Below are 24,592 nucleotides of genomic sequence, written 5' to 3'. Positions count from 1 at the left end.
CCGAAATACAGGAATGGCAATCAAATATTTTACAGAAGTAGCCACAATCAGTAACAAACTAATAAAAAGTGTATCTTATCGGCATAATTAAACCTTAAAAAAATGAGTACCGCCCCATTAATACAAATCAAAAACCTTACAAAATCGTACGGTTCAAAACAGGTTTTAAAAGGCCTTACACTGGATATTCTACCCGGCCAGGTAATTGGCTACATCGGGCCTAACGGGGCGGGAAAATCAACCACAGTAAAAATACTCACCGGCTTGATACCCGATTTTGAGGGAGAACTGATTGTTGATGGATACAACATGAATACTAATCCGCTCGAGATAAAGCGCCTGATAGGCTATGTGCCCGAGAATGCCGAAATATACGAAGTACTTACCCCTATGGAATACCTGGATTTTGTGGGTAAGCTGTATGAGCTGGAAGAAGACGTTTTAACCGAACGCTCACAGAAATTACTTACTGCCTTTGGCCTTGGCGCTAACCTGAACGACAGGATGGACACCTTTAGCAAAGGGATGAAACAAAAGGTATTGCTGATATCGGGCATTATACATAACCCACGCATTATTGTTCTGGATGAGCCACTATCTGGATTGGATGCCAACGCGGTTATTATGGTGAAGGAATTGATCATACGCTTATCTGCCGAAGGCAAGACCATATTTTACTGCTCACACATGATGGATGTGGTGGAAAAGGTATCTGACAGGATATTGCTTATTAACAAAGGTGAGATTGTAGCTGATGGTACTTTCGAGTCGCTGAAGCAAAATCATAGCGATACGCTGGAACAGATATTTGCCAAGCTAACCGGGCGCGATGAATCGAACCACGAGACAGACGATATTATGAACGCCTTTGACTAACCACGCAGATGGATAACCTACTTTTAAAAATAATAACCTGGTTTTACCCTTTTCTGGAACGTACAGGTGTTGATACCTATCAGCTTAACCATATTTTGCGTGTAAAACTGATGATAGATAACCGCAGGCCCAAGGCTATGTTGGGTAATAAAAAGGGTGCGGCAACCGCCAGTACAAAAACCGGCGGAACATCATGGGCTGTAATATTTGTTACGTTGTTAATGGGCTCGTTTTACGGTATTGTGCTGTTTATTTTTGATAGCCCAATGGTTGGCCAGGCCGTTTACTTTATGCTGTTTATGTTGCTGATGTCGCTGGTGCTTATCACAGATTTTACCAGCGTATTGATAGATGTACGCGACCAATATATTATTTTGCCCCGACCCGTGAGCGATCGCACTGCATCTATGGCACGGATACTACACATTACCATTTACGTAATGAAACTGGCATTTATGCAAGGCCTGCCCGCCATGGTGATGATCGGGTTTATTGATGGCATTGCCGCTGTACCTTTGTTTTTCTTCCAGATCATTGAAGCAACGCTGTTTAGTATATTTTTAGTGAATATAGTTTACCTGCTACTGATGCGTTCTGTTAGCCCGCAACGTGTAAAAGACATCATCAGCTATTTCCAGATAGGCTTTTCTATTATCATCTTTTCTATCTTCAGGATGCCGAGGTTGTTTGATTTTGTAACAAATATGCATTTTGACCTGCTAAGCCATAAATGGACTTACCTGGTACCTTCCGTATGGATTGCCTGTTTGAATGAAACACTCATACATGCATCACGGGCAAGCTACCTTACCGCAATTTTAGCTTTTGCAGGTATTATGCTGCCTGTTGTAAGCACCTGGTTTGTAGTTACGGTATTGGCACCAGGCTTTAACCGCAGCCTGGCCATTATTGCCATGAGCGACGGCGCATCATTGCCATCATCAAAAGCTAAAGAGGTTAAAAAGCCCGGTATATTAAGCCGAATAGCCAATATTGTAGCCCGCGACCCGGTAGAGAACGCCGGTTTTCGTATTACCTGGAAACTGGCCGCCCGCACCCGCGAGTTTAAAATGAAAGTATATCCTTCATTTGCTTACTGGCCTGTGTATGTAGTTTACATGGCTTTTACAACCAAGGGCGATAACTTTTTTGAGGGTTTGCAGAATAGCAGAATGTATATTTTTTTGTTGTACATCAGCGTGTTTATTATCTCTACAGTTTTACAACATGTAACTTACAGCGAAAAGTATAAAGCATCGTGGATATATTATACCACGCCGGTAAATGAGCCTGGAAAAATATTAAGCGGGATGTTTAAGGCCGCCATTACGTTCTATTTTGTACCCTATTTTATTATTATTAGCATACTACTGTTGACGGTTTGGGGGCCGGGTGTTATTAACGATATGATTTTGGCCTTCTTTTTAAACCAGATATTCGGGATGCTGCAAGCCTTGTTTATGATAAAAGGCCTGCCTTTTTCAAAACCATTGCTTACTAAAAAAGCCGGAGGCAAGGGCTTACTTTCGCTGTTTATTTTAGGACTGGCAGGTGGCGTTGGCTACGCCCACTATGTATTGGCCCGTTGGGAAATTGTAATATGGGTGCTTGCAGCAATGGCATTCGCCTTAAACTGGGTTATGTACCGTTATTACCGGAGGCAGGGTTGGGATAGTATGGACTCTGCCGAGATAGATTAAATAAAAAGCCCTCTGATAATTCAGAGGGCTTTTTGCTTCGGGGAAAACAACAGTTATTAAATGTGGATGAAAAGCTCAGATTTTGGTTTGCGCACCTTAACTAATTTGCTGTAAGCATCATCTTCGGCACGGTAACCTATGGTTGCGATAACAGATGCGGTCAAGCCTTTTTCTCTGAGCCCTAATATCTCGTCAAACTTTTCAGGAGCAAAGCCTTCCATCGGGCAGGCATCTATACCCATATCGGCGGCAGCAGAAACTAAAACACCCAAGGCTATATAGGCTTGTTTTTGTGCCCAGATAACGCGGTCATCAGGATTGCGTGAATTGATGGTGCCTAAAACAGCTTGTTCAAATTGTGCCAGGTTGGCACGGTCAATACCACGGGTTTCTGCAATGCGGTCAATATATTTTTTACCGTAAGCGTCGTCGATATTCGTTTCAGCAGCGAAAACAATGAGTTGCGAAGCCTGTGTGATCTGCTGTTGGTTGTAAGCGGCTCCACGTAGCTTTTCGCGGGTGGCCTGATCTTCAATAACCAATATTCGGTATTGCTGTAAGCCCAGGCAGGATGGGGATAGCTGTACTGCAGTAAGCAGGTCATCCAGTTGTTGAGCACTTAATTTTTTTGTGTCGTCAAATTTTTTGACGGCGTATCTTTTGTTTAGTTTTTCTATGAAGGACATGTTATTAACAATTAATGTTCAAACATACATGTCTAAACATTAATAATCGTCACAAACCTGCCATCTAAAAAAGACCCTTGTCTGACAATGCTTTTTTAGCCTCTTTTTCTTTGCGTTTTTGTTCTCTGCGTTCTTGTCTGAGCTGTTTTGGAGTTTTTATGGTATCGGGGCGCTTGGTCACAATGGTGTCTTTTTTGCCGCCACCAAATAAACGCTGAATGAAATTCGCTTTTTTATCGGGTACGATAACGGTAACCGGTAGGGCATCGGCGTTTTCATCTCCGCCTTCATCCTGTTTCAAAAGTTGGTTAATAGTGGCAGAATCTGTTTGCGCAACTTTTTGGCGCAGGCTTTCTTTTAACCGTACACTGTAAAAACCATAGCCGCTGCTATCCCTTTCGGTATAACCCTTGCCGGCCATTAATCCCCCTATCAGGTTAAAATAATTGGTGATGTAAGGCTTAAGCGAGCCATCGGGCTGAAACGAGTATAGCCCCGATTTTGGTTTAGGTACAATGCTGGCTAAATAAATGCTTTCGCCAAGCGTAAGTTCGGATGGTTTTTTATCGAAGTAATAACGAGATGCCTCACCTATGCCATATACATTATGCCCCCATTCAATGATATTGAAATATACCTCAAGCATGCGGCTTTTGGCCATAATGTGGGTATTCTCTATCATCCATACAATAAGTGTTTCCTCAATTTTGCGGGCAAGGGTTTTATGCCGGTTTAAAAAGGCGTTCTTAACCAACTGCATAGATATGGTGCTGCCGCCGCGTTTAAATTTCTTTTCCTTGAAATTAATAGCGATCGATTTTTTGATAGACTGTATCACAAAGCCATGGTGCACATAAAATGACGGGTCTTCGGCCGTCATCACGGCGTGCTGCAGGTATGGCGAAATATCAGACAGTGGCGTATAATATGGATTTGCCGGACCTACTGTGCGTGGCGGCATGGGTTTATCTTTCTCGTAAGGGGTGTACACAAACTCGTCGTTCAGTTTGGTGAGTTTGGTACGGCCGTATTTTAAAACCTTAAAATTATCCTGCTGCAGATCGGAAATAAAAGTAAGCGAATCGGGTTTGGTGCTATCCAGGTGAAAATTGAGGTTGTACGCCAGTTTACCCGAAACCTGTATGCCTTCTAACGCGTCAAACATACCTTGCGGAAAGGAGTTGAAGAGTTGTTGGGCATCGGTAAAAGGCATGGCTACCTTCATCTCGTAAATTTTGGCTGGCTTTAACGTGTATTTGATGTAAGGGTTTGCGGTAATGTTTTTGATGTGGATAACCGACGAACTATCAACCGATACGTATTGTGGGCCGATAAAGAGGTTGGCATCCATTGAACCCGATGGTACAATAATATCGTTTGATGCCAGTTTAGGATGATTGATGAGCAAGTTGTTTACAGACAGGGAACTGTATATGCGGGTTTCGCCATCACTGCGGTCAACTTTGTTCAAGGCCGTTCGGAGTGTATCAAAACTTAACTTAAGCCCGAATTTTTTTTGGATAAAGGGTAATTCAACCTTTTTATTATCCGCGTAAAGCAACACATCGATATACTTGTCTGATGGGCGCATTTTACCCGTAAAATGCAAGGTTGATTCGCCATTATTAATAATGATGGCCGAACTGAGATCGCTGTTTTTTATTAACGCATATTTGGTGAGCATGTTAACACTTGTACTGTCATCGCGGTAACGCACATTAAACCCTTTAATATCCAGGTCGTCCGGAATTTTGTAAAGTACCTGTTTGATAAGGCTGTTGGCCACAACCGAAAGATCGGTTTGCACGTTCTGTGTGGTATCTTTTTTCTTTTTGAAAAGGAAATCGAAGTTTTTTACACCATGGGTGTTGGTAAGGTTGAGCAACCCATTTTCCAGTTTAACTGATGAGAGTTTGATATCGCCAAAAATGAGCGGCAGTATCTTTACCCCTACTTCAAAATTGTTAATATGCAGCAAGCTGTCGCGATTTTCGGGCACAATGGTGATTTCTGAAAAAGAAACCGTACTAAGGCCCGTAAAGTGCGCCAAACCTATTTTTACATCTAAATTATAATCTCTTTTGGCTTTTGCAGTAGCTTTGTTGATGGCATTGTGCAGCAATTGCTCGCGCTTAAACCAGGCAATAGCGCCGCCTGTTAGTACCAATACAAATAACACAAGAAAAACTATTCCGGCTATGCGGATATATTTATTTTGAATACGCTGCATCTTAGAATTTTGACCAAAACTAATAATCTTATCTTTACAACACAGAATCGCAAAGATTATTACCCTAACAAACTCCCATACAGGGTGTTTTATATTTTTGATTATTTAAATAATGTTAATTACAAAAGAACAAGTACTTGCCGCCCTGAGCAATGTTGAAGAACCTGATCTGAAAAAGGACCTGGTTACCCTCAACATGATAGAAGATATAAAAATTGATGGCCTGAATATCAGCTTCTCGGTGATACTGACTACACCGGCATGCCCGTTAAAAGCCATGATAGAGAACGCCTGCCGCAATGCTATTTCGCACTTTATCAGTAAAGACGCTGTATCAATTATTAATATGACATCGCGTGTTACAACGCAAGCAAACCACAGCCTGCCGGGGATAAAAAACATTATAGTTGTTGCATCGGGCAAAGGTGGAGTGGGTAAATCAACGGTGTCGGCCAACCTGGCTTTAGGTTTGGCTAAAACCGGCGCTAAAGTTGGTTTGATAGATGCCGATGTTTATGGCCCATCGGTACCCATTATGTTTGGTTTGGAAGGTGCCAGGCCACGCTCTGCCCAGGTTGATGGCAAAACCCGTATTGAGCCTATAGAGAAATACGGTATAAAACTGTTATCGATAGGTTTTTTTACCGACCCTAATCAACCTGTGCCATGGCGGGGGCCAATGGTATCAACAGCGGTAAAGCAGCTGTTTAACGATGGCGATTGGGGCGAACTGGATTACCTGGTTGTTGACCTGCCGCCAGGTACAGGCGATATCCACATCACCATTACGCAGGGCTTCCCTATTGCGGGAGCATTAATTGTTACTACCCCGCAAAATGTAGCTTTGGCCGATGCCCGCAAAGGTGTTGGCATGTTTTTAATGCCTGCCATTAATGTACCTGTACTGGGTGTGGTTGAAAACATGAGTTACTTTACCCCTGCCGAGTTGCCGGATAACAAATACTATATTTTTGGCGAGGGCGGCGGTAAAAAGCTGGCTGATGAAACAGGCGTTCCGTTTTTGGGGCAGATACCTTTGGTGAAAAGCATTGCCGACTCGGGCGATGCCGGAACACCACTAATTTTGGATGAGAACAACCCAATGGCGCATGCTTTTGTTGATTTTGCAAAGCGCGTTGCCCAGCAGGTAGCTATAGTAAATGCAAAAGCGGCCCAAACCGCGGTTGTACAATAATTTGTATATTTGTACTAAATATAATTGGATATGAGTTTGTTAGAAAGGGTTGAAGCAGCGTTAGATACCATCAGGCCGTACCTGGAAACAGATGGCGGTAATGTATCGATAGCAGAAATTACGCCCGATAATGTAGTGAAACTGCAATTGTTAGGTGCGTGCGGATCGTGCCCGATGAGCATTATGACCTTGAAAGCCGGTATTGAACAGGCCATTAAAAAGGCTGTGCCGGAAATTACTGCTGTTGAGGCGTTGAATTTAACAGATATTGACGACCCTAACGCCGTGTTGCCTGAAAACCTGCGTTAACGTTAAAGAGTGTTAAATTGCTGTTACGTATAAAATTTTTGATATAAAATTCGTTTGTTTTGTAATATCATCCCCTGTCAGCTTAGGCTTTTGGTACAATGTTTGGGATGATAGAAATAGATAAAAGCTTTTAAAATGAGACGCCTGCTTTTCATATTGATGATGTTGACCACAGCCTCGGTTTTTGCACAACAAAAGGCCGAAAGGCCATTGGTGCAGTTTTCGGGTGTGGTTATCAATGCAGATAGCAGCGGTGTTGTGCCTTATGTTACCATTACTAATTTGTCATACGGTAAACAGATCAACCTGGCTAATTACAAAGGCTATTTCTCTTTTGTAGCGCATGAGCAGGATACCATACGTTTTACCTCTATTGGCTATGCATCGGCAACGGTTGTTATCCCTGCCAGGCTCACTGAAAAAAGCTATACCGTACAAATAAAACTAAGCGCCGCAATTACCCACCTGCCGCAGGTTAGGATATTCCCGTGGGCAACTACAGATGAGTTCCACAAAGACCTGCTATCTATGAAAATTGCCGATGATGATCTGGAGATTGCCCGTAAAAATCTGAGTGGCGCGTCAATAGCGGCATTGAACAAAACACTGCCTTATGACGGACAAGATAAGCAAGGCTTGAATTTCCAGGATCAGCATAACAATGTGCTCAATTCGCACTCTATTACCAATCCATTGCTAAATCCGTTTGCATGGGGCGCATTGATAAAGGAAATCATGGCCGGGGATAAGAGCCGCGGCGTATCATCAAATTACTAACGGCCTTTTTTAGCCGCCGGGAACTTCATCCGGTAATCAACAGAAATATTTCCTTTCGATATATCGTTCAGCTTTTTCTCTATCAATCGTCTGCGGAGCGGGCTCAGTTTATCGGTAAATAACTTGCCTTCAATATGATCGTACTCATGCTGAATGATGCGGGCTGCTAAACCGTTAAAATCTGCCTGGTGATGTTTCCAATCTTCATCATAATATGATATGGTAAGATCCGACTTGCGGTAAACGTCCTCACGTATTTCAGGAATGCTCAGGCAGCCTTCGTTAAATGGCCACTCTTCGCCGGTTTCGCTTAATATACGGGCATTAATAAAAACCTTTTTAAAGCCTTCTAATTGAGGCTCGTCATCGCTGAAAGGCGTTGCATCAATAACAAATAAACGCATTGACATGCCAACCTGCGGAGCTGCAAGGCCAACACCTTTAGCGCCATACATGGTCTCGAACATATCTGCAACCAAATGTTTAATGTTTGGATATTCATCGGGCGCAATATCTGTAGCCACTTTTTTTAAAACCGGGTCGCCGTATGCTATGATAGGTAGTTTCATTGCTGCAAAAATACAGGTTTAATCGTTAGGCTCAAACAGCAATGTTATTAAGCGGTTATTATCGAATATTTCGTTGCTGATGTCTGACAATTCATCCGCCGTTACGGCTTCTATTTTAGCGAACACTTCTTCTAAACTATCTACCCGGTTATAGTCGAGCAGGCTTTTTGCCATGGCGATAATAAGACCAATCCGGTTCTCTTCGCCCAGGGCAATTTGCCCTATAAACTTCTGCTTGGCCTGGCTTAGCTGTAATGTGCCCAGTTTTTGCTCACGTAGCTTTTTAAGCTCTTTGTGAATGAGTTTGATAGCGCGTTCGGCTTTTTCGGTATCGGTACCAAAATAGATGGAGAAGATGCCTGTATCAGAAAACGCTGAATAGTTCGATTCGATACTGTATGCGATGCCGTATTTCTCACGGATCTGCAGGTTAAGGCGAGATGTCATACCCATCCCGCCAAGGATATTATTGAGTAACAGTAAACCGTTCTTTCTGGCATGCGAAAAAGCATAGGCTTGTGTGCCAATAACGCCGTGCGTTTGCGATATGGGCTTAGCGAAACGTAAAGTTTCGGCCAAAGTAATATCCGGTTTAACGCGATTTTTATCCGAAGCGTTGGCGGGTATCGCACCAAAGTATTTCTCGGCCAGCTTTATCAATCTTTTAAAATCGTATTCGCCCAAAACGGCAAAAACCATTTGGTGTGTATTGTAGTTTTGGCTGATGAACTGCGCGATATCTGCTTTGCCCAATTTGGTCACACTATCTGTGGTGCCTAATATATTGCGGCCAAGGGCATGATCTTTAAACAGCAGATCTTCAAAATCGTCCTGGATGGCTTCGTCGGGCTGGTCCAGGTATGATGCTATTTCATCCAGTATGACGCTCTTCTCTTTTACCAATTCCTCCTCGGGAAAAGTGGAATGAAATACGATGTCTTCGGTAAGGTCGATAGCCCGCTCTAAATGCTGCTTTAAAAACGAAGCGTGGATACAGGTATATTCTTTAGTGGTATAAGCGTTCAGATCGGCACCCACAATTTCCAGGTGGTTGAGTATCTGTTCGGTGTTGCGGCGTTTGGTAGCTTTGAACAGCAGATGTTCAATAAAATGCGCAAGGCCGTCTTTGCCATTCGCTTCATCCCTTGCGCCCGCGTTTACTAAAAAACAGCAATGCGCTATTGATGATACTGCCGGCTTATGCAGGAGTCTGATGCCGTTTTGTAATGTGTGTACCTGGTAATCCATTGGGCGGCAAAGATATGCAATTACTGTTAACTCACCCGATATAGCTTCGCTTCTCAACACTCACTTTACCATTGCCGAAAGAGTAAAGTTCCATTTATTTTTTCACCCTCTTTACCGCTTGCGGTAGAGAGGGTCAGCGCACGAAGTGCCGCTGGGGTGAGTCTTTTTGGATATTGCTGACTGAATTTAACTATTTTAGCCTGATGAAAGTTAAAGTTGACGACCTGGAGTTCGAAAAGATGATCAGCTTCGAAGCCATTGAAAAGCGTACTGCGGAATTAGGAGCAATACTCACTGAGCAATATCAAGACAGTCTCCCTGTATTTTTGGGCGTACTGAATGGTTGTTTTGTATTTATGGCCGACCTGGTAAAGCAGGTGCCCGTCCCCTGCCAGATCGCTTTCATGAAACTGTCATCGTACCGTGGTGGCCTGGAAAGTACACGCGAAATTATTGAAGAACTTGATCTGAAGATCGATATAGCCGGGCGTGATGTGATATTGGTAGAAGATATTGTTGATACCGGCAATACCCTGCGCTACCTGGTAGATAAGCTGAGGGCATTAAAACCCAAATCGATAAAGGTATGCGCACTGCTTTATAAGCCTGATGCTATGGAGCATGAGATACCCGAAATGCAATACATTGGATTTGAAATTGAGAATAAATTTGTAGTAGGGTACGGCCTGGATTATAAAGAACAAGGACGTAACTTGAAGGATATTTACCAGTTGGTGAAGTAATGAAACAAACACTATTCCTGTTGCTTTTGATGATCGGTTTATCCGTAAGTGCGCAGGATATTAAGCCCCGAATATCCGTACATGATCCGGTGATGATCAAACAGGATAGCATGTACTACATCTTTTGTACAGGGCGGGGAATTGCGGTTTGGTCATCTAAAAACAGGGTGGATTGGGTACGTGAAAAACCGGTATTTACCCAAACACCTGCATGGGCATCGCAAGCCATACCCAAAGCAAAACCTAATGATTTTTGGGCGCCGGATATATCATACTATAAAGGCACTTATTACCTGTTTTATGCCGTTTCTGTTTTTGGTAAGAACACGTCTGTTATTGGTTTGGCTACTAACAAAACTTTGAATATCAACTCTCCGGATTTTAAGTGGGAAGACCAGGGTATGGTGATACAATCCTTTCCCGGGCAAGACAGGTTCAACGCTATCGATGCAAATTTGATCCGCGATGAAAAGGGTACGCCATGGTTGTCATTCGGTTCCTTTTGGGATGGGATAAAACTGGTAAAGCTCAGCGCTGATCTGAAAACTACGGCAGAGCCGCGCCCATGGCCAACTATTGCAGGCAGGCCGCGTAATAAAACCCTTCCCGATAGCGTAGCCGGGAACGGAGCTATTGAGGCCCCGTTCATTTTTAAAAAGGATGAATATTACTACCTGTTTACCAGTTGGGATTATTGCTGCCGCGGGCCAAAAAGTACCTATAAAATGATGGTAGGGCGATCAAAAAACATCAAAGGCCCTTACCTTGACCGTATCGGAAGCGACCTTGCCAAAGGCGGCGGGACCTTGGTTTTAGCAGGTGATAAAGAATGGTACGGCGTAGGGCATAATGCCGTATGTACTTTTGATGGTATAGATTATATCATTTTCCATGCCTATGATGCGGCGGATAACGGGCGGTCGAAATTGCGGGTGGAGCAATTGGGTTGGGATAGTGATGGCTGGCCGGTGGTGGAGTTAAAACACAACTGATATATTTCTTCCTGAAAAACCATTAAAATTGGTAGATTGCCAAACCAATTGTAAACCTAATCTAACCAAAGTGAAACTAAGGCTTGTTGTTTTATTGTGCTTGTGCTATGTACAGGCTAATGCCCAGGTAGACTATGCCAAAAGCATGGCGAAAACCATTATGCTGCAATACCCCGATTCGATGGTGGTAAAGAAATATGCCAGCCATTTGGAGCAGGATAACCTGGTAAAACCCGGGCAAACGGTTGAACAGGCGCAGGCAAGCCGCCCGGCAAACTGGAACTATGAGATAGGCGTGGTTTTAGCGGGCTTTGAAAGCCTGTGGAAAGCAACCGGCGATAAAACGTATGTGGATTATAGTAAACATATTATCGACCATTTTATAGCACCTGATGGTACGATACGCACCTATGTACAGGATGAGTACAATAGTGATAACATTCCCAGCGGCCGTGTGCTGCTTTTTTTGAATGACCTGCATAAAGAGCAACGCTACAAAACAGCCATTAAAACACTGCGCGACCAGATAGCCTGGCAGCCACGGAACCAGGCGGGAGGGTTTTGGCATAAGCTCAAATATCCATCACAAATGTGGCTGGATGGTTTGTATATGGTAGAACCATTTTACGCGGGCTACGCTAAACGCAATAACGAGCCACAGGATTACAATGATATTATTAACCAATTCGTAACCATGGAAAAATACAGCCGCGATGCAAAGACCGGCTTACTTTACCATGGATGGGATGAAAGCCGTCTGCAAAAATGGGCCAACCCAAAAACAGGCCTTTCGCCCGAGTTTTGGAGCCGCTCAATGGGTTGGTATATTATGGCACTGGTTGATGTGCTGGATGACCTGCCTGCCAATCATCCGCGCAGGCATGAGCTGATCAGCATATTGAACCGCCTGAGCGCGGCTATTATAAAATTCCAGGATAAACCATCAGGCGTATGGTGGCAAGTGACAAATAAAGCCGGGCAGCCGGGTAACTACCTCGAATCATCAGCTACGGCCATGTTTGTTTATGGTTTGGCTAAAGCCGAAAATAAGGGTTACATTAATGCAGGCTATGTACCCGTCATCAGGAAAGCCTACAAGGGTATGATAAAAGAGTTTGTTGAACAGGATAAACAAGGTAATTACCATTACATGCGTGCCGTTGCGGGTGCAGGTTTAGGCGGTACGCCTTACCGGGATGGAACGTACGATTATTATGTGAAAGAACCTAAGCGCGATGATGATTTGAAAGCCATTGGTCCGTTTATACAGGCTTGTATTGAGGTGGACAAGTTGAATATGAGGAAGTAAGCTCTTATTAAAAGAATGGTTCGTAGCGTTCTGTTCCCCAATCAGTGTGACCGTATCCTTCCTGGAACTTTATACTGTACCTTATCTCCAATACTTTCCATAAATGGTTTTGGTTTATTGCAGTCATCAATATTTTTTCACCGGCTAATTCATCGTCATCGTGAACATCCCTGGCAGCTTCTATTTTATAGATATTGTTATTTTGTGTGGCCGTGATTTCGCCGCGTTCGGCTAAAATTGAATCGTATGCTGCTATCAAGTCTCTGGGAGTTTCAATATGCTTAGCAAACCTGATTGTTTTATTGAGTTTAGCAGGGTCAACATTTCTATATGACTTTCCGGTCAATAAAATATCAGCTACGAAAATCAATAAAATCAACAGAAGGGAATATAGTATTATCTTTTTTCGCATGATACGTAATATCTAAAGATAACACATTAAGATTTACACCCCAACCGGCTCCAAAATATCCGTCAACAACTCTACCGCCTCATCAATACTTTGTACATTTTCTATGCTTAAACGCAAGGTACTCTTCACTTCCTTTAAATTACAACGTCTCGGGTTGGCTTGTAAAAAGACAAGCACTTTTTTAAACTGGTCCGTTTCAAAATAGGCCGATTGCTGGTTGGTGATAAAGTACCCGCGCAGTACATTCTTTTTAAGGGATATCTTTTCAAAGCCTATGGCTTTACCCAACCATTGCAGGCGCATGGTGTTAAGCAGGTCGTTTACCTGTGGAGGCACTGGGCCAAACCTGTCGTGCATTTGGTGCGCGAAGGCATCTAATTGTGTTTCGTTCTCTATTTTGCTGACTTCAGTGTACAGGTTATAGCGCTCGGATATATTGGTTACATACTCATCAGGTATCAAAATCTCCAGATCGGTATCTACCTGCGTGAAGGAGATGAACGGACGTGGTTTTTCGTCTTTGAACAAACCTTTAAACTCATCGTCTTTCAGTTCCTGGATGGCTTCGTCCAGTATTTTATGGTACATCTCAAAACCTATTTCGGCAATAAAACCGCTTTGCTCGGCACCCAGCAGGTTTCCGCTTCCGCGGATATCTAAGTCGCGCATGGCTACGTTAAAACCGCTGCCCAGGTCGCTAAACTCTTCTATCGCGCTCAGGCGCTTGCGCGCTTCGGATGTCAGGGTAGATAGCGGCGGGCTCAGCAAATAACAAAATGCCTTTTTATTGCTACGCCCTACACGGCCACGCATCTGGTGCAGATCGCTCAGGCCGAACATGTGTGCGTGATTGATGATGATGGTATTGGCGTTGGGTATATCCAAACCGGCCTCAATGATGGTGGTAGCTACCAGCACATCGTACTCGCCGCTTACAAATTTTAGCATTACATCTTCCAAATCATCACCCTCTAATTGCCCGTGGGCTATGCCTATGCGTGCTTTAGGTACCAACTTATTTATCATCCCACCTAATTGCATCAGGTCGGCAACGCGGTTATGGATAAAGAAGATCTGGCCGCCACGTTCAATTTCGTACTCAACAGCCTCCTTTATCAGCTTATCGTTAAACACGTGTAATTCGGTAACTACCGGCTGGCGGTTTGGTGGTGGTGTTGATATGATGGATAAGTCGCGCGCACCCATAAGCGAGAAGTGGAGTGTGCGTGGTATCGGTGTTGCGGTAAGTGTGAGCGTATCCACATTCACGCGCATGGCCTTTAGTTTCTCTTTGGTGCTTACGCCGAATTTCTGCTCTTCGTCGATGATCATCAGGCCAAGGTCCTTAAACTTCACATCTTTACTCACCAGGCGGTGAGTCCCGATAATGATATCTACTTTGCCCGCTGCAAGTTTCTCCAAAGTTTCTTTGATCTGCTTTGTCGATTTGAAACGGTTTACGTAATCGATATTGCAGGGGAAACCTTTTAACCTGTCGCTAAACGTTTTGTAATGTTGGGCAGCAAGGATAGTAGTAGGTACCAATATGGCCACCTGCTTGCTATCGGCAACAGCCTTAAATGCAGCCCGTACAGCAATTTCCGTTTTACCAAAACCCACGTCGCCGCATATCAGGCGGTCCATAGGGTGTGGCGATTCCATATCTTTTTTAAAGTCGATGGTAGCTTTTTCCTGGTCAGGGGTATCTTCATAAATAAAAGAAGCCTCAAGCTCTGTCTGCAGGTAGCTATCTGGAGAGAAGGCATTGCCATCCTGCGCCTTGCGTACAGCGTAAAGCTGTATCAGGTCGCGGGCTATGTCTTTAACTTTTTTTTTAGTGTTTTTTTTTAGCTTGTCCCAGGCATCTGTTCCCAATTTATTCATTTTGGGTACGGTGCCCTCTTTCCCGCTATATTTTGAGATGCGGTTAAGCGAGTTGATGTTTACATACAGCAGGTCGTTATCCGCATAAAGCAAACGGATCATCTCCTGCATTTTGCCACCAACTTCAACCTTTTCCAAGCCGGCATATTTGCCTATGCCGTGGTCTATGTGGGTAATGTAATCGCCGGGTTTTAGTTCGCGGAGCTCCTTTAACGTAATAGCCTGCGACCGCTGGTAACCTTTCTTCAGCTTATATTTATAGTAGCGGTCAAATATCTGGTGATCGGTGTAGCAGGCCAATTTTTGCTGTAAGTCAACAAAGCCTTCGCGCATGGATACGTTTACCGGGGTAAATTTGATGGTTTTATCCAGGTCATCAAAAATGGCATAGAGGCGCTCCATTTGGCGGGTGCTGTCAGTAAAAATGCAGTTCTCTATTTTATCAGCCTCGTTATTTTTTATGTTGTGGATAAGCAGGCTAAAATCCTTATTAAATGATGGCTGTGGCCTGATATCAAACTGAATGCTATCTGTTGGGGTATAAAAAAACTGTTTGCCAAACTCTACTATTCCAAAATCATGCAGCTGGTCGGCTATCATTTTTTCGTCCGTAAAAGCAAATTTGGGGTCTATCCAGTCGGGGTTCTGGTTTTTATCCTCAGCAGATAGGGCTTTCCACAAAGCCGTTGCTTTTTTATAGCCGCTTTGAATGATATCCAGTGTAAACTGCACATCTTTTATCCAGATCTGGGTAGATGGGTCTATGTATTCAAGGATGGAGATGTTATTCTCAGTTAAAAATTTCGACTGTACGTTGGGTACAATGGTAATACTTTTTACCTGCTCAACCGATAACTGGCTCTCAATTTCGAAGGTGCGGATGGATTCGATCAGGTCGCCAAAAAACTCAACGCGGTAAGGCAGATCGTGCGAGAAAGAGAAAATATCTACAATACCGCCGCGAATAGAGAACTGCCCCGGCGAGTATACAAAATCAACACGCTCAAAATCATATTCTATTAAAAACTCATTGATGAAATCGAGGCCTAATTTATTGTTGACAGCTATTTCGAGCGTATTCTTTTCAAGCGATGCACGGTCGATCACCTTTTCGGCGATGGCCTCGGGATAGGTTACAATGAGTTTGCCGTATTCTGATGAGTGGTTCAGTTCGTTCAGTACTTCGGCGCGGGCCAAAACATTGCTGCTATCGGGCTGCGTAAACTCAAATGCTTTACGGAATGATGAGGGGAAAACCAATACTTCTTTATCCAGCATGTTCTCCAGGTCGGCCTGGAAATAGCTGGCTTCTTCCCTATCCGGCAATACGAACAGCATGTGGCTGTGCTTCAAAAAATACAAAGCTATCGCCATGGCCGCATCGCTCGATCCGACAAGACCCCTAAGCTGAACCCTTGGGTTTTTGGTGGCATTCAGCGCTTTAGCCAATGCCTGTATACGGCCGTCGGCTTTGTATCGCTCTAATATTTCACGGATATTCAAATCGCTGCAAATATAGTAAAAGCCATATTAACAGACATAGGTATTTAAGGTTTAGCAAAATTGATGCAAACAAAATGGAGGTTTAAATACTTCTAAATAATAAATGTTTAAACAAAAGCATATCACAAGTATATTTATACAACCATTATTTCAAACTAACCTAAAAAGATCATGAAGACTACATTAATTTCCGGAGCATTTATTGGTGTTTTGAGCGCGATATGGATCTTCGCCATGCATGCATCAGGCATTACCACACAACCCGCACACGATTTTACAGCCGTTGAACTTACGGCCGCGTTAATACCGCTTTTGGGCCTGTATTTTGGCGTGCGCGCTTATCGCGATACAGTAAATGGCGGCATAATCAGTTTTTTGGAAGCCCTTATCGAAAGCTTCAAAATATTGCTGGTAGGCGGTATAATTGCCGTAGCGGCTGCTATTGTATATATTGATTATGTATCGGCCGGCAGCATTATTGATTTCTCGGGGCAAATATTTGGCGCTTTATTATTAGGATTGCTATTTTCGCTTGCAGTATCACTTGTTGTGATGAACAAGCATAAGGCTATTTGAAATTAAAAAAGCTTTTTACCGATAATTTTGAACTGATATTCTGGGTATCGGCTATGATAGCCCTTGCCTTTAGCGACCCTGCAAAACCGCATTTTACCCTATGCCCTTTAAAATTGATGGGCATAACGTGGTGCCCCGGCTGTGGACTGGGGCATTCCATTTCTTATCTTTTCAGGGGCGAGTTCCGCTCATCGTTCCATGCGCATTGGCTGGGTGTGCCCGCGCTTATTATAATATTTTACAGGATGTTGGTTTTGTTTTGGCAAACAGCTATATTTAAAAAAACTTAACCTTATTATTATAATGATGGACAACAACAACTTTGCTTTCTCGGGAGTTACTTTTGAGGAAATGACCTTTTTACAGCAGGCGGTTACGGGCTTAACCGAAAACCAAATGAAAATGTTCCAGATGATGTATTCGGGAAAGCGGAAAAAGGAATCGGATGTGCAGCTTTACAGTATTCTCGGTATGTTTTTTTGCCCCGGCTTACAGCGCTTTATTTTAGGGCAGGTGGGCATGGGTATCCTTTACCTGTTTACCGGAGGCTTGTGTATTATAGGTTCGATAATGGATATTGTGAACCACAAAAAACTAACCTTTGAATACAATAAGGAAAAAGCTTTTGAGTGCTATCAAATGGCTAAAATGTCGGCATAATAGCAAATGACCATAGAAGAAGCCCAACAGCTTGTTGACGACTGGATAAACACCACCGGAATACGCTATTTTAACGAACTGACCAATACTGCCATATTAATGGAAGAGGTTGGTGAAGTTGCCCGGATAATGGCGCGCAAATACGGCGAGCAATCATTCAAAAAAAGCGACGAAGAAGTTAACCTGGCCGATGAGATGGCCGATGTGCTTTTTGTGCTGATATGCCTTGCCAACCAAACCGGGATCAACCTTACCGATGCGCTGCTAAAGAATATTGATAAAAAGAACATCCGCGATAAGGACAGGCACCGCAATAACGAAAAACTGAAATAATAAATAACCTACCACTAACCAAACAAAAACATGGACGAAATTATTGAAGAACCTATCCCGGCAGCACTCCCGGCACCGGAAGAAGGCGGAATACATTTATCACACTTTGCTGTTTACGATTTGCAACGGGCCGCCAAATGGGCTAAATTTTTAGCTATAATAGGTTTTATATGCACCGGATTTATAGTGATAGTGGCGCTTTTTTTCGGCACAATTATGTCAACATTATCTGCGCTAAGCCCCAATGCCGGAGTAGCATCGGCAGCTGTGGGAGGTTTTGTTTCTGTTATTTACCTCATTTTAGCAGCCGTATTATTTACAATTAACCTTTTTTTGTACCAATTTGCTACCCGCACACTTAATGGAGTAGCCTTGAAGGATAAAGAAACGATAGAAAAGGGTATTCACAGGTTACAATCGTTTTTTAAAGCCTACGGTATAGTGATGATCGTATACCTGTCTTTTCTCGCCCTGGGGTTAATTTTCGCTATCGGGATGGGCGCTATGTTACATCACTAATTCAGAGTTTAACTAATTTATCACCATCCAGAACAGGTATAGCCTTTGTGGTATCCACATTTAAACAAAAGGCTATATCTGCTTCTATACCTAATTGTTTCAGGCGGTCGCTATGCGATGTTTTTTTAAGGTAGCCGTCAAGGTCATCTTTAGCTAAATTGTACAGGTCGAGTGCGGCGATGGTTGCATCATCGTGCTTGTGTTCTGCTGTTCCCAATTGATGCGCTACCGCACCGGCAAACAGGGTGTCTTCCAGGTTAAAGTTATTTTTCCAGCCTGCACAAACCAGTAAGATATCTTCAGGCTGTTTTTTGAGCCAATTGCACAGCGATGTGATATTTAAAAAAGAACCGATAACAATGCGCTTTGCTTTGATGGATAAATGGAGGGCCTGTGTGCCGTTAGTAGTGGTAAGCACAATGGTTTTGCCATCCACTTTGTCTTTGGTATATGAGAACGGCGAATTGCCAAAATCAAAACCATCAACCACTTTTCCATCGCGTTCGGCGGCAAGCAAATAGTCAAACCCTTTTTCACGGTAGGCGGTGCATTCTTCTACTTTGGCTACGGGGATAATGGCCTCGGCCCCGTTGTCTATCCCATAGCAAATGGATGTTGTAGCGCGGAAAATATCTATTATTACCACAATGCAGCCTTCAATATTAAACAAGGGCAATAAAGCGGGTGTTAAACAAACTTCTAATTTCTTTTTTATCATCTTGGGTTTTTCAGCATCACGCAAGTCAGTTCGTGATGACTATATTATTATTTATAAAACGGAGGTTTAACCACCTGTGCTTTAACTTTTGTGTCGCGAATGCTGATGTAAATTTCTGTTCCTTCTTTTGCAAAAGCAGTATCCACATATCCCATACCAATGGGTTTTTGCAACGATGGCGATTGTGTGCCCGATGTTACTTTGCCTATTACGTTACCATCAATATCCACTATCGGGTAATCATGGCGGGGGATGCCACGGTCTATCATCTCGATACCCACCAGCTTGCGGCTAACGCCCTCTGTTTTTTGTTGCTGCAATGCTGCGGAGTTGGTAAACTCTTTGTTGAATTTGGTTACCCAGCCTAAACCGGCTTCCAATGGCGATGTTGTGTCATCAATATCATTACCATATAGGCAAAAACCCATTTCTAAACGGAGTGTATCGCGGGCGCCTAAGCCAATAGGCTTTATGCCGAATGGTTCGCCGGCTTTAAAAATGGCAGCCCAAATTTCTTCGGCGTATTCGTTATTAAAATAAATTTCAAAACCTCCAGCGCCGGTATAGCCCGTTGCCGATACTAATACATTACCTACCCCGGCAAAAACACCTTTTTGAAAAGTATAATATTCCATCGAACCCAAATCGATATTGGTTAAGCTTTGTAATGCTTCGGCAGCTTTTGGGCCTTGAATAGCAAGTAACGAGGTCTGGTCGGATATGTTTTTCATATCAACACCCAAATCGTTGTATTTAACTATCCAATTCCAATCCTTTTCAATATTGGATGCGTTAACTACCAGCATATAGGTTTTGGCATCAATGCGGTAAACCAGCAGATCGTCAACAATGCCGCCGGTTTCATTTGGCAGGCAGGTATATTGAATTTTGCCATCATATAGTTTAGCGGCATCATTGCTGGTTACTTTCTGGATAAGGGCAAGGGCATTATCGCCTTTTAAAATAAACTCGCCCATGTGGCTCACATCAAATACACCAACGGTTTTGCGTACGGTTTGATGCTCGGCATTAATACCCTCATATTGAACGGGCATATTGTATCCGGCAAAAGGAACCATTTTTGCACCACGGTTTATGTGCGTTTGTGTTAGGGCGGTATTCTTCATTGTATGTGCTGTTAATGTTGCGCAAAAGTAGTAAAAAAGGGCAATATTAAGCTTTTAGCAACTCGTTATAAAAACTGATAAAACGGGCGGTAACCACATTGGTATCATGGTCCTGTTGAATGAGTTGGCGGGCGTTAATGCCGATCTGCCTGCAAAAGCTTTCATCGGATATGCATCGTTTTATGGCATCAAAAAACTCGTTGCGATTATCAGCTATTACTATATTTTTTCCGCTCTCATACCTGATGCCTTCAGCGCCGAGCGATGTGGTAATAATGCATTTTTCCATCGCCATAGCTTCAACAATTTTAACCCGCATACCGCCACCCGAAAGTAAGGGAACTACCATAATGGCCTTACTGTTCACAAACTCGAGTGCATCATCAACCTCGCCCTGGATAAATATTTTTCCCATTACTTCGTAATCATCAAAAGCATCGGGGATGTTATGGCCCGCTACGTAGAATTTTACGCGGAGGTCGCCATCGGTAATATCTGCCGAAAAATTATCCAGGAACCATTCCATGCCTTCGCGGTTGGGCATCCAATCTAAAGCGCCTAAGAAGAACAGGCTCGGAAATTCTGTTTTATGATGATCGGGCTCATAGCGCGTAAGATCTATACCTACAGGCAAAACACGGATAGGTACATCAACCCCAAATTGCAACATTTGCTGCTTATCTTGCAGGGTAAGCGCGGCAATGGCATCAAAGCTGTGCAGGTATTTTAGTTCGAAACCTTTTATACGGCGGGCTAAAAGGCTGAGGTAGGTTTTTTTTATCGGGTCGTTCTTTTGTTCAGAAAGGCGCTTCCATATCAAATGTTCAATGTTGTGGGCCCGGTATATCAGTTTGGCATCGCTGTTTTTACGGATAGCACCGATGTACGATGACATGAACAAACCTTCGAATTGGATAATATCATATTTGGTGCGTTTAAGCTCGGTAATGAGCAGGCGCTCAAAACCAACATCGTAAAAACGATCAATGCTGTATGTTTTTTTGCGGAACAGGTTGATGAAAATATCCCAGATAGAAATACTGATATCCACATCATAACTCTGGTAATAAATACGCTTAATAAGCGAGTCATCATTCTGGATATCGGTGCGTTGTTTTTTGTTGTTAAGTGTAAAAACAGAAACCTCGTGCCCCTCGTTCACCAGGCCAAGTATGGTGTTGCGTACCACAATTGGGTAGCCACCATTTTGGGGAAAGGGAACACGGTTACTAAGTATTAATATCTTCACGTTTAATATCGGGATTCTCCCAAAAATACCAAGACCCTTTGCTTAATCAAAGGGTTCCGTCAAAAAAATGACAATTGTGGGTCGGTAACCCTGAAGGTGCGGCGGTGGTATGGCGAAAAGCCGTGTGCCAGCACGGCGTTGCGGTGTTTTATGGTTGGATAACCTTTGTTGCTGTGCCAATCATACTCGGGATGTTCCAATGCGATCTGCAACATGTAATCATCGCGGTAGGTTTTGGCCAGTATAGATGCTGCAGCGATGCTGAAATACAGCGAATCGCCTTTTACGATGCACTTATGTGGTGTTTGCTGATATTTGTTGAACCTGTTGCCATCAATAATTAAAAAACCGGGTGTTTGCTGCAACTGATCAATGGCGCGGTGCATGGCTAAAAAGGAGGCGTTGAGAATATTGATCTCGTCGATCTCGGCATGGTCAACTGATGCTACTGCCCAGGCAATGGCTTTTTCTTTGATCTCTTCGCGCAGTTCATACCGAACAGTTTCTGAGAGTTGCTTGGAGTCGTTAAGTAAAGCGTGTTGAAAGTTATCCGGCAAAATTACGGCAGCGGCAAATACGGGCCCGGCAAGGCAACCGCGACCGGCTTCATCACATCCGGCCTCTACAAAATCATGCTGAAATCTTTTTGATAACATTGAATTGCAAATATAAAAGCCGTGGCCTATAAAATGCGTAATGTTAATAAAGTAATATCGTCGATAGCTTTTGATTTTACTACCATGCTCGATTCGTTAAGGAGCTTTTGGTTAAATTTATCGGGATGCAGATCGCCGTTCTGGATAATAAAATCCATCAAAATATCTTCGTTCCAAACTTTGGCATCTTCGGGCTCGTAATCCAGTAAGCCATCGGTATAATTGAATATCAGTGTGCCGGGGTCAATATCTATCTGGCCCTGGTTTAAAAACGGCAGTTCATCAAAAACCCCTATCATAGTGGTTCCCAGTTTTAAGGGAACAATTTCGCCGTTAAGGTAAAGTATAGATGGGTTATGGCCGGCATTGATATAATCGAGCTTACGCGTTTCTTCGTTGTATTTGGCTAAAAATAAGGTAATAAACTTTTCGCCCTTGGTTATTTTTAGTACAATCTGGTTCAGGCGCTCTATCAGGGCCGTCAAATCAGCCTCAACCGTTGCCCATGCACGCAGGCTTGCCTGGAAATTGGCCATTAATAAAGCGGCAGATATTCCCTTGCCCGATACATCGGCAATACACCACAGGAACTCTTTTTCATTCAGGCGCATAAAATCAAAGTAATCGCCGCCAATGTTTTGGTGAGGTAAATACCTTGAGCCTATTTCAACCCCGGTTTCCATGTGCAGCCTTTGCGGGATAAGCATGTTTTGCACTTCAACGGCAAGTTCCATTTCGCGTTGGAAACGCTCGGCCTCGATACGTTCACGAAAGAGTTTCTTATTTTCCAGCGCCACCACGATCACGTTCATCAGTGTTTGAATGAACGCGAGATCATTATCCACCATCTCTTCGGTGGTATTAAAATCACCTACCAGGGCAAATGCCAGCAATTTACTTTTATGGTAAATGGGAATAAAGTAATCGTAAGTAGATAATATTGGGTCGGCGTGATCTGCGATCCTTGTGGGTAATTTGAACTTATTGAGCTTTTTGCAGGATTTATAAAGTGGCAGGTTACCCTCAAAACCACCACCGTATTTGGATACGGCGGTGTAGCTACCAAACTTTTCGATCAAAAAGCGGAGGCTACCAACAGCAAGATAGTTTTTTAAAATAACTTCGAGCATCTCAACCAATACCTGCGTGGAAGTATTTTTGTTGATAGCCCTGGTTACTTCAAGCAGTGAGTTTAATTCGGATTGCCGTTTTAGCAGCAACCTGATCAATTCATCCTCGCTATTGTTCGGGTTGAAACTCTCCATTAAAGGTTAAAGATATATGTCCGAAAATATGGAATTTTTTTTTATTCAGGTATTTTTCTGCCTGGATTTATGAGATTATTTAACAATAGCATCATATATAGCCCTGCGGTGTCAATTATACAATTATTAAATTGAACATTGCAGATGCAGGCCATAAAAAAGAAATGAATTTTTTAAAAAAGCACCATCATATTATGATGCTTGTCAGCTTTTACCCGGTTCAGGTATTGCACTCCGGGAATAACAAATACCTTTGCTTAAAGCATGGCACAAAAAAGGCCTCTTTATCCAGGGAGGATGAAGAGGCCTTTTATAATCAACAGTAATATTTTAGTTTGAACTTTGAGCAGCTTGTTGTTTCATCTGATCGTTAGCTACGATAACAATTTCTACACGGCGATTTTGGCTGCGGCCATCAACGGTAGTATTATCAGCAATGGGCTCGGTATCACCCTTGCCTTGTGTAGTTAAACGCGATGCAGCAACGCCAGCGGCGGCAGCATAATTCCGTACTGATTGTGCACGGCGAATAGAGAGATCCATATTGTGTGCAGCCGAGCCGGTATTATCAGTATGCCCAACGATAAGGATATTGGTTTGCGGGTTGTTTTTTAGCGAAGCAGCTAATTGATCGATATTGGTTTTGGCGGCTGCTTTCATATCGGCTTTATCAATATCAAACAGAATACCCGAATCGAACTTTACAATGATACCCTCGCCTTCGCGTTGTACCTGCGCGCCCGGAACGCTGTTTTTAATTTCGGCGGCCTGCCTGTCCATATTACGACCTATAAATGCTCCGGCTGTGCCACCTAATGCACCACCTATAATAGCACCTAATGCCGTGTTGCCGGCCCGTTTGCCTATTAATGCACCAATAGTACCACCCGCGCCTGCGCCAATAGCTGCACCTTTTTGTGTTTTTGTTAACGAGTTACAGCTTGTACCCAGCATTGCCGCGGTGGCCAATGCTATACTGAATGTTGCAAATTTTACTTTTAGAGTCTTCATGTATAAATAATGTGATGGTTGTGTTTAGTAATCAAATGTACAAAG

25 protein-coding genes are annotated in these 24,592 nt (G+C 43.3%); 13 read left to right on the top strand and 12 right to left on the bottom strand.

Annotated elements, in window-relative coordinates; translation table 11 throughout:
* Window positions 1-102: 102 nt before the first annotated feature.
* Entirely contained in the window at window positions 103-876 is a 774-nt protein-coding gene (locus tag KXQ82_RS11640) for an ABC transporter ATP-binding protein (protein WP_219488549.1), read from the top strand.
* 8 nt (window positions 877-884) lie between these two features.
* Complete coding sequence (locus KXQ82_RS11635; protein WP_219488548.1) at window positions 885-2,576, top strand: hypothetical protein; 1,692 nt, start codon at window positions 885-887, stop codon at window positions 2,574-2,576.
* Window positions 2,577-2,632: 56 nt separating this feature from the next.
* Here KXQ82_RS11635 and KXQ82_RS11630 read toward each other — a convergent pair whose 3' ends face one another.
* The gene (locus tag KXQ82_RS11630) at window positions 2,633-3,262 is read right to left on the bottom strand and encodes a nitroreductase family protein (protein WP_219488547.1); all 630 of its coding nucleotides are present in this window, start codon (window positions 3,260-3,262) and stop codon (window positions 2,633-2,635) included.
* Window positions 3,263-3,326: 64 nt separating this feature from the next.
* Complete coding sequence (locus KXQ82_RS11625; protein ID WP_219488546.1) at window positions 3,327-5,492, bottom strand: transglycosylase domain-containing protein; 2,166 nt, start codon at window positions 5,490-5,492, stop codon at window positions 3,327-3,329.
* Between the two features lie 112 nt (window positions 5,493-5,604).
* On the opposite strand from KXQ82_RS11625, the gene KXQ82_RS11620 reads away from it, so the two are divergent.
* The 3 genes from KXQ82_RS11620 to KXQ82_RS11610 all read left to right on the top strand — a co-directional run bounded on the left by KXQ82_RS11620 (window position 5,605) and on the right by KXQ82_RS11610 (window position 7,773).
* Window positions 5,605-6,687 (top strand): Mrp/NBP35 family ATP-binding protein, encoded by a 1,083-nt coding sequence (locus KXQ82_RS11620; protein WP_219488545.1) that lies wholly within the window; start codon window positions 5,605-5,607, stop codon window positions 6,685-6,687.
* A gap of 30 nt (window positions 6,688-6,717) precedes the next feature.
* Window positions 6,718-6,996 carry a NifU family protein gene (locus tag KXQ82_RS11615; protein WP_219488544.1) on the top strand — a complete coding sequence of 93 codons (279 nt, stop codon included), beginning with the start codon at window positions 6,718-6,720 and terminating at the stop codon, window positions 6,994-6,996.
* A 135-nt stretch (window positions 6,997-7,131) separates the two neighbouring features.
* Window positions 7,132-7,773 carry a peptidase associated/transthyretin-like domain-containing protein gene (locus KXQ82_RS11610; protein WP_219488543.1) on the top strand — a complete coding sequence of 214 codons (642 nt, stop codon included), beginning with the start codon at window positions 7,132-7,134 and terminating at the stop codon, window positions 7,771-7,773.
* Here the strand turns inward: KXQ82_RS11610 and def are convergent.
* Complete coding sequence (def, locus tag KXQ82_RS11605; RefSeq protein ID WP_219488542.1) at window positions 7,770-8,342, bottom strand: peptide deformylase; 573 nt, start codon at window positions 8,340-8,342, stop codon at window positions 7,770-7,772. The genes KXQ82_RS11610 and def overlap by 4 nt on opposite strands.
* 18 nt (window positions 8,343-8,360) lie before the next feature.
* Entirely contained in the window at window positions 8,361-9,590 is a 1,230-nt protein-coding gene (locus KXQ82_RS11600; RefSeq protein WP_219488541.1) for a M16 family metallopeptidase, read from the bottom strand.
* Window positions 9,591-9,793: 203 nt separating this feature from the next.
* Between KXQ82_RS11600 and hpt the strand changes: the two genes are divergently transcribed.
* The 3 genes from hpt to KXQ82_RS11585 all read left to right on the top strand — a co-directional run bounded on the left by hpt (window position 9,794) and on the right by KXQ82_RS11585 (window position 12,634).
* Window positions 9,794-10,333 (top strand): hypoxanthine phosphoribosyltransferase, encoded by a 540-nt coding sequence (hpt, locus tag KXQ82_RS11595; protein WP_219488540.1) that lies wholly within the window; start codon window positions 9,794-9,796, stop codon window positions 10,331-10,333.
* Window positions 10,333-11,325 (top strand): arabinan endo-1,5-alpha-L-arabinosidase, encoded by a 993-nt coding sequence (locus tag KXQ82_RS11590; RefSeq protein ID WP_219488539.1) that lies wholly within the window; start codon window positions 10,333-10,335, stop codon window positions 11,323-11,325. The genes hpt and KXQ82_RS11590 overlap by 1 nt, the downstream gene beginning before the upstream one ends.
* A 70-nt stretch (window positions 11,326-11,395) precedes the next feature.
* Window positions 11,396-12,634, top strand: coding sequence for a glycoside hydrolase family 88/105 protein (locus KXQ82_RS11585; RefSeq protein ID WP_219488538.1), 1,239 nt, complete (start codon window positions 11,396-11,398; stop codon window positions 12,632-12,634).
* Between the two features lie 7 nt (window positions 12,635-12,641).
* Here KXQ82_RS11585 and KXQ82_RS11580 read toward each other — a convergent pair whose 3' ends face one another.
* Window positions 12,642-12,980, bottom strand: a complete 339-nt coding sequence (locus KXQ82_RS11580) for a hypothetical protein (RefSeq protein WP_219488537.1) — start codon at window positions 12,978-12,980, stop codon at window positions 12,642-12,644.
* A 99-nt stretch (window positions 12,981-13,079) separates the two neighbouring features.
* On the bottom strand, window positions 13,080-16,433 hold the full coding sequence (gene mfd, locus KXQ82_RS11575) for a transcription-repair coupling factor (protein WP_219488536.1): 3,354 nt from the start codon (window positions 16,431-16,433) through the stop codon (window positions 13,080-13,082).
* Between the two features lie 171 nt (window positions 16,434-16,604).
* Here mfd and KXQ82_RS11570 point away from each other — a divergent pair, with 171 nt between their 5' ends.
* The 5 genes from KXQ82_RS11570 to KXQ82_RS11550 are packed head-to-tail and all read left to right on the top strand — an operon-like array spanning window position 16,605 to window position 18,521.
* Entirely contained in the window at window positions 16,605-17,009 is a 405-nt protein-coding gene (locus KXQ82_RS11570) for a DUF4199 domain-containing protein (RefSeq protein ID WP_219488535.1), read from the top strand.
* Complete coding sequence (locus KXQ82_RS11565; protein ID WP_255563630.1) at window positions 17,006-17,299, top strand: DUF2752 domain-containing protein; 294 nt, start codon at window positions 17,006-17,008, stop codon at window positions 17,297-17,299. Before KXQ82_RS11570 ends, KXQ82_RS11565 begins: the two co-directional genes overlap by 4 nt.
* A 13-nt stretch (window positions 17,300-17,312) precedes the next feature.
* A complete protein-coding gene (locus tag KXQ82_RS11560; protein WP_219488534.1) occupies window positions 17,313-17,669 on the top strand; it encodes a TM2 domain-containing protein in 357 nt (118 codons plus the stop codon).
* Window positions 17,670-17,675: 6 nt separating this feature from the next.
* Complete coding sequence (locus KXQ82_RS11555) at window positions 17,676-18,002, top strand: nucleotide pyrophosphohydrolase (protein WP_219488533.1); 327 nt, start codon at window positions 17,676-17,678, stop codon at window positions 18,000-18,002.
* 30 nt (window positions 18,003-18,032) lie between these two features.
* Window positions 18,033-18,521: a hypothetical protein gene (locus tag KXQ82_RS11550; protein WP_219488532.1), complete on the top strand. Its 489-nt coding sequence runs from the start codon at window positions 18,033-18,035 to the stop codon at window positions 18,519-18,521.
* Between the two features lies 1 nt (window position 18,522).
* On the opposite strand, the gene KXQ82_RS11545 is transcribed toward KXQ82_RS11550, so the two are convergent.
* From KXQ82_RS11545 to KXQ82_RS11520, 6 genes are all read right to left on the bottom strand, one after another.
* Window positions 18,523-19,239, bottom strand: coding sequence for a 2-phosphosulfolactate phosphatase (locus KXQ82_RS11545; protein ID WP_219488531.1), 717 nt, complete (start codon window positions 19,237-19,239; stop codon window positions 18,523-18,525).
* A gap of 47 nt (window positions 19,240-19,286) precedes the next feature.
* Window positions 19,287-20,366 carry a glycine cleavage system aminomethyltransferase GcvT gene (gcvT, locus tag KXQ82_RS11540; protein WP_219488530.1) on the bottom strand — a complete coding sequence of 360 codons (1,080 nt, stop codon included), beginning with the start codon at window positions 20,364-20,366 and terminating at the stop codon, window positions 19,287-19,289.
* A gap of 46 nt (window positions 20,367-20,412) precedes the next feature.
* Complete coding sequence (locus KXQ82_RS19970; protein WP_219488529.1) at window positions 20,413-21,615, bottom strand: glycosyltransferase family 4 protein; 1,203 nt, start codon at window positions 21,613-21,615, stop codon at window positions 20,413-20,415.
* A 59-nt stretch (window positions 21,616-21,674) separates the two neighbouring features.
* Window positions 21,675-22,271, bottom strand: a complete 597-nt coding sequence (gene rnhB / locus KXQ82_RS11530) for a ribonuclease HII (protein ID WP_219488528.1) — start codon at window positions 22,269-22,271, stop codon at window positions 21,675-21,677.
* Window positions 22,272-22,297: 26 nt separating this feature from the next.
* Window positions 22,298-23,536, bottom strand: coding sequence for a PP2C family protein-serine/threonine phosphatase (locus KXQ82_RS11525; protein WP_219488527.1), 1,239 nt, complete (start codon window positions 23,534-23,536; stop codon window positions 22,298-22,300).
* Window positions 23,537-23,866: 330 nt separating this feature from the next.
* The gene (locus tag KXQ82_RS11520) at window positions 23,867-24,547 is read right to left on the bottom strand and encodes a YiaD family glycine zipper/OmpA-like lipoprotein (RefSeq protein WP_219488526.1); all 681 of its coding nucleotides are present in this window, start codon (window positions 24,545-24,547) and stop codon (window positions 23,867-23,869) included.
* Between the last annotated feature and the right edge of the window lie 45 nt (window positions 24,548-24,592).

Origin of the sequence: Mucilaginibacter rivuli, assembly GCF_019391655.1 — a bacterium.
Taxonomy (GTDB): Bacteria; Bacteroidota; Bacteroidia; order Sphingobacteriales; family Sphingobacteriaceae; genus Mucilaginibacter; species Mucilaginibacter rivuli.
Note: the sequence above shows the minus strand (reverse complement) of the source record. Positions and strands in the feature narration are given on the sequence as shown.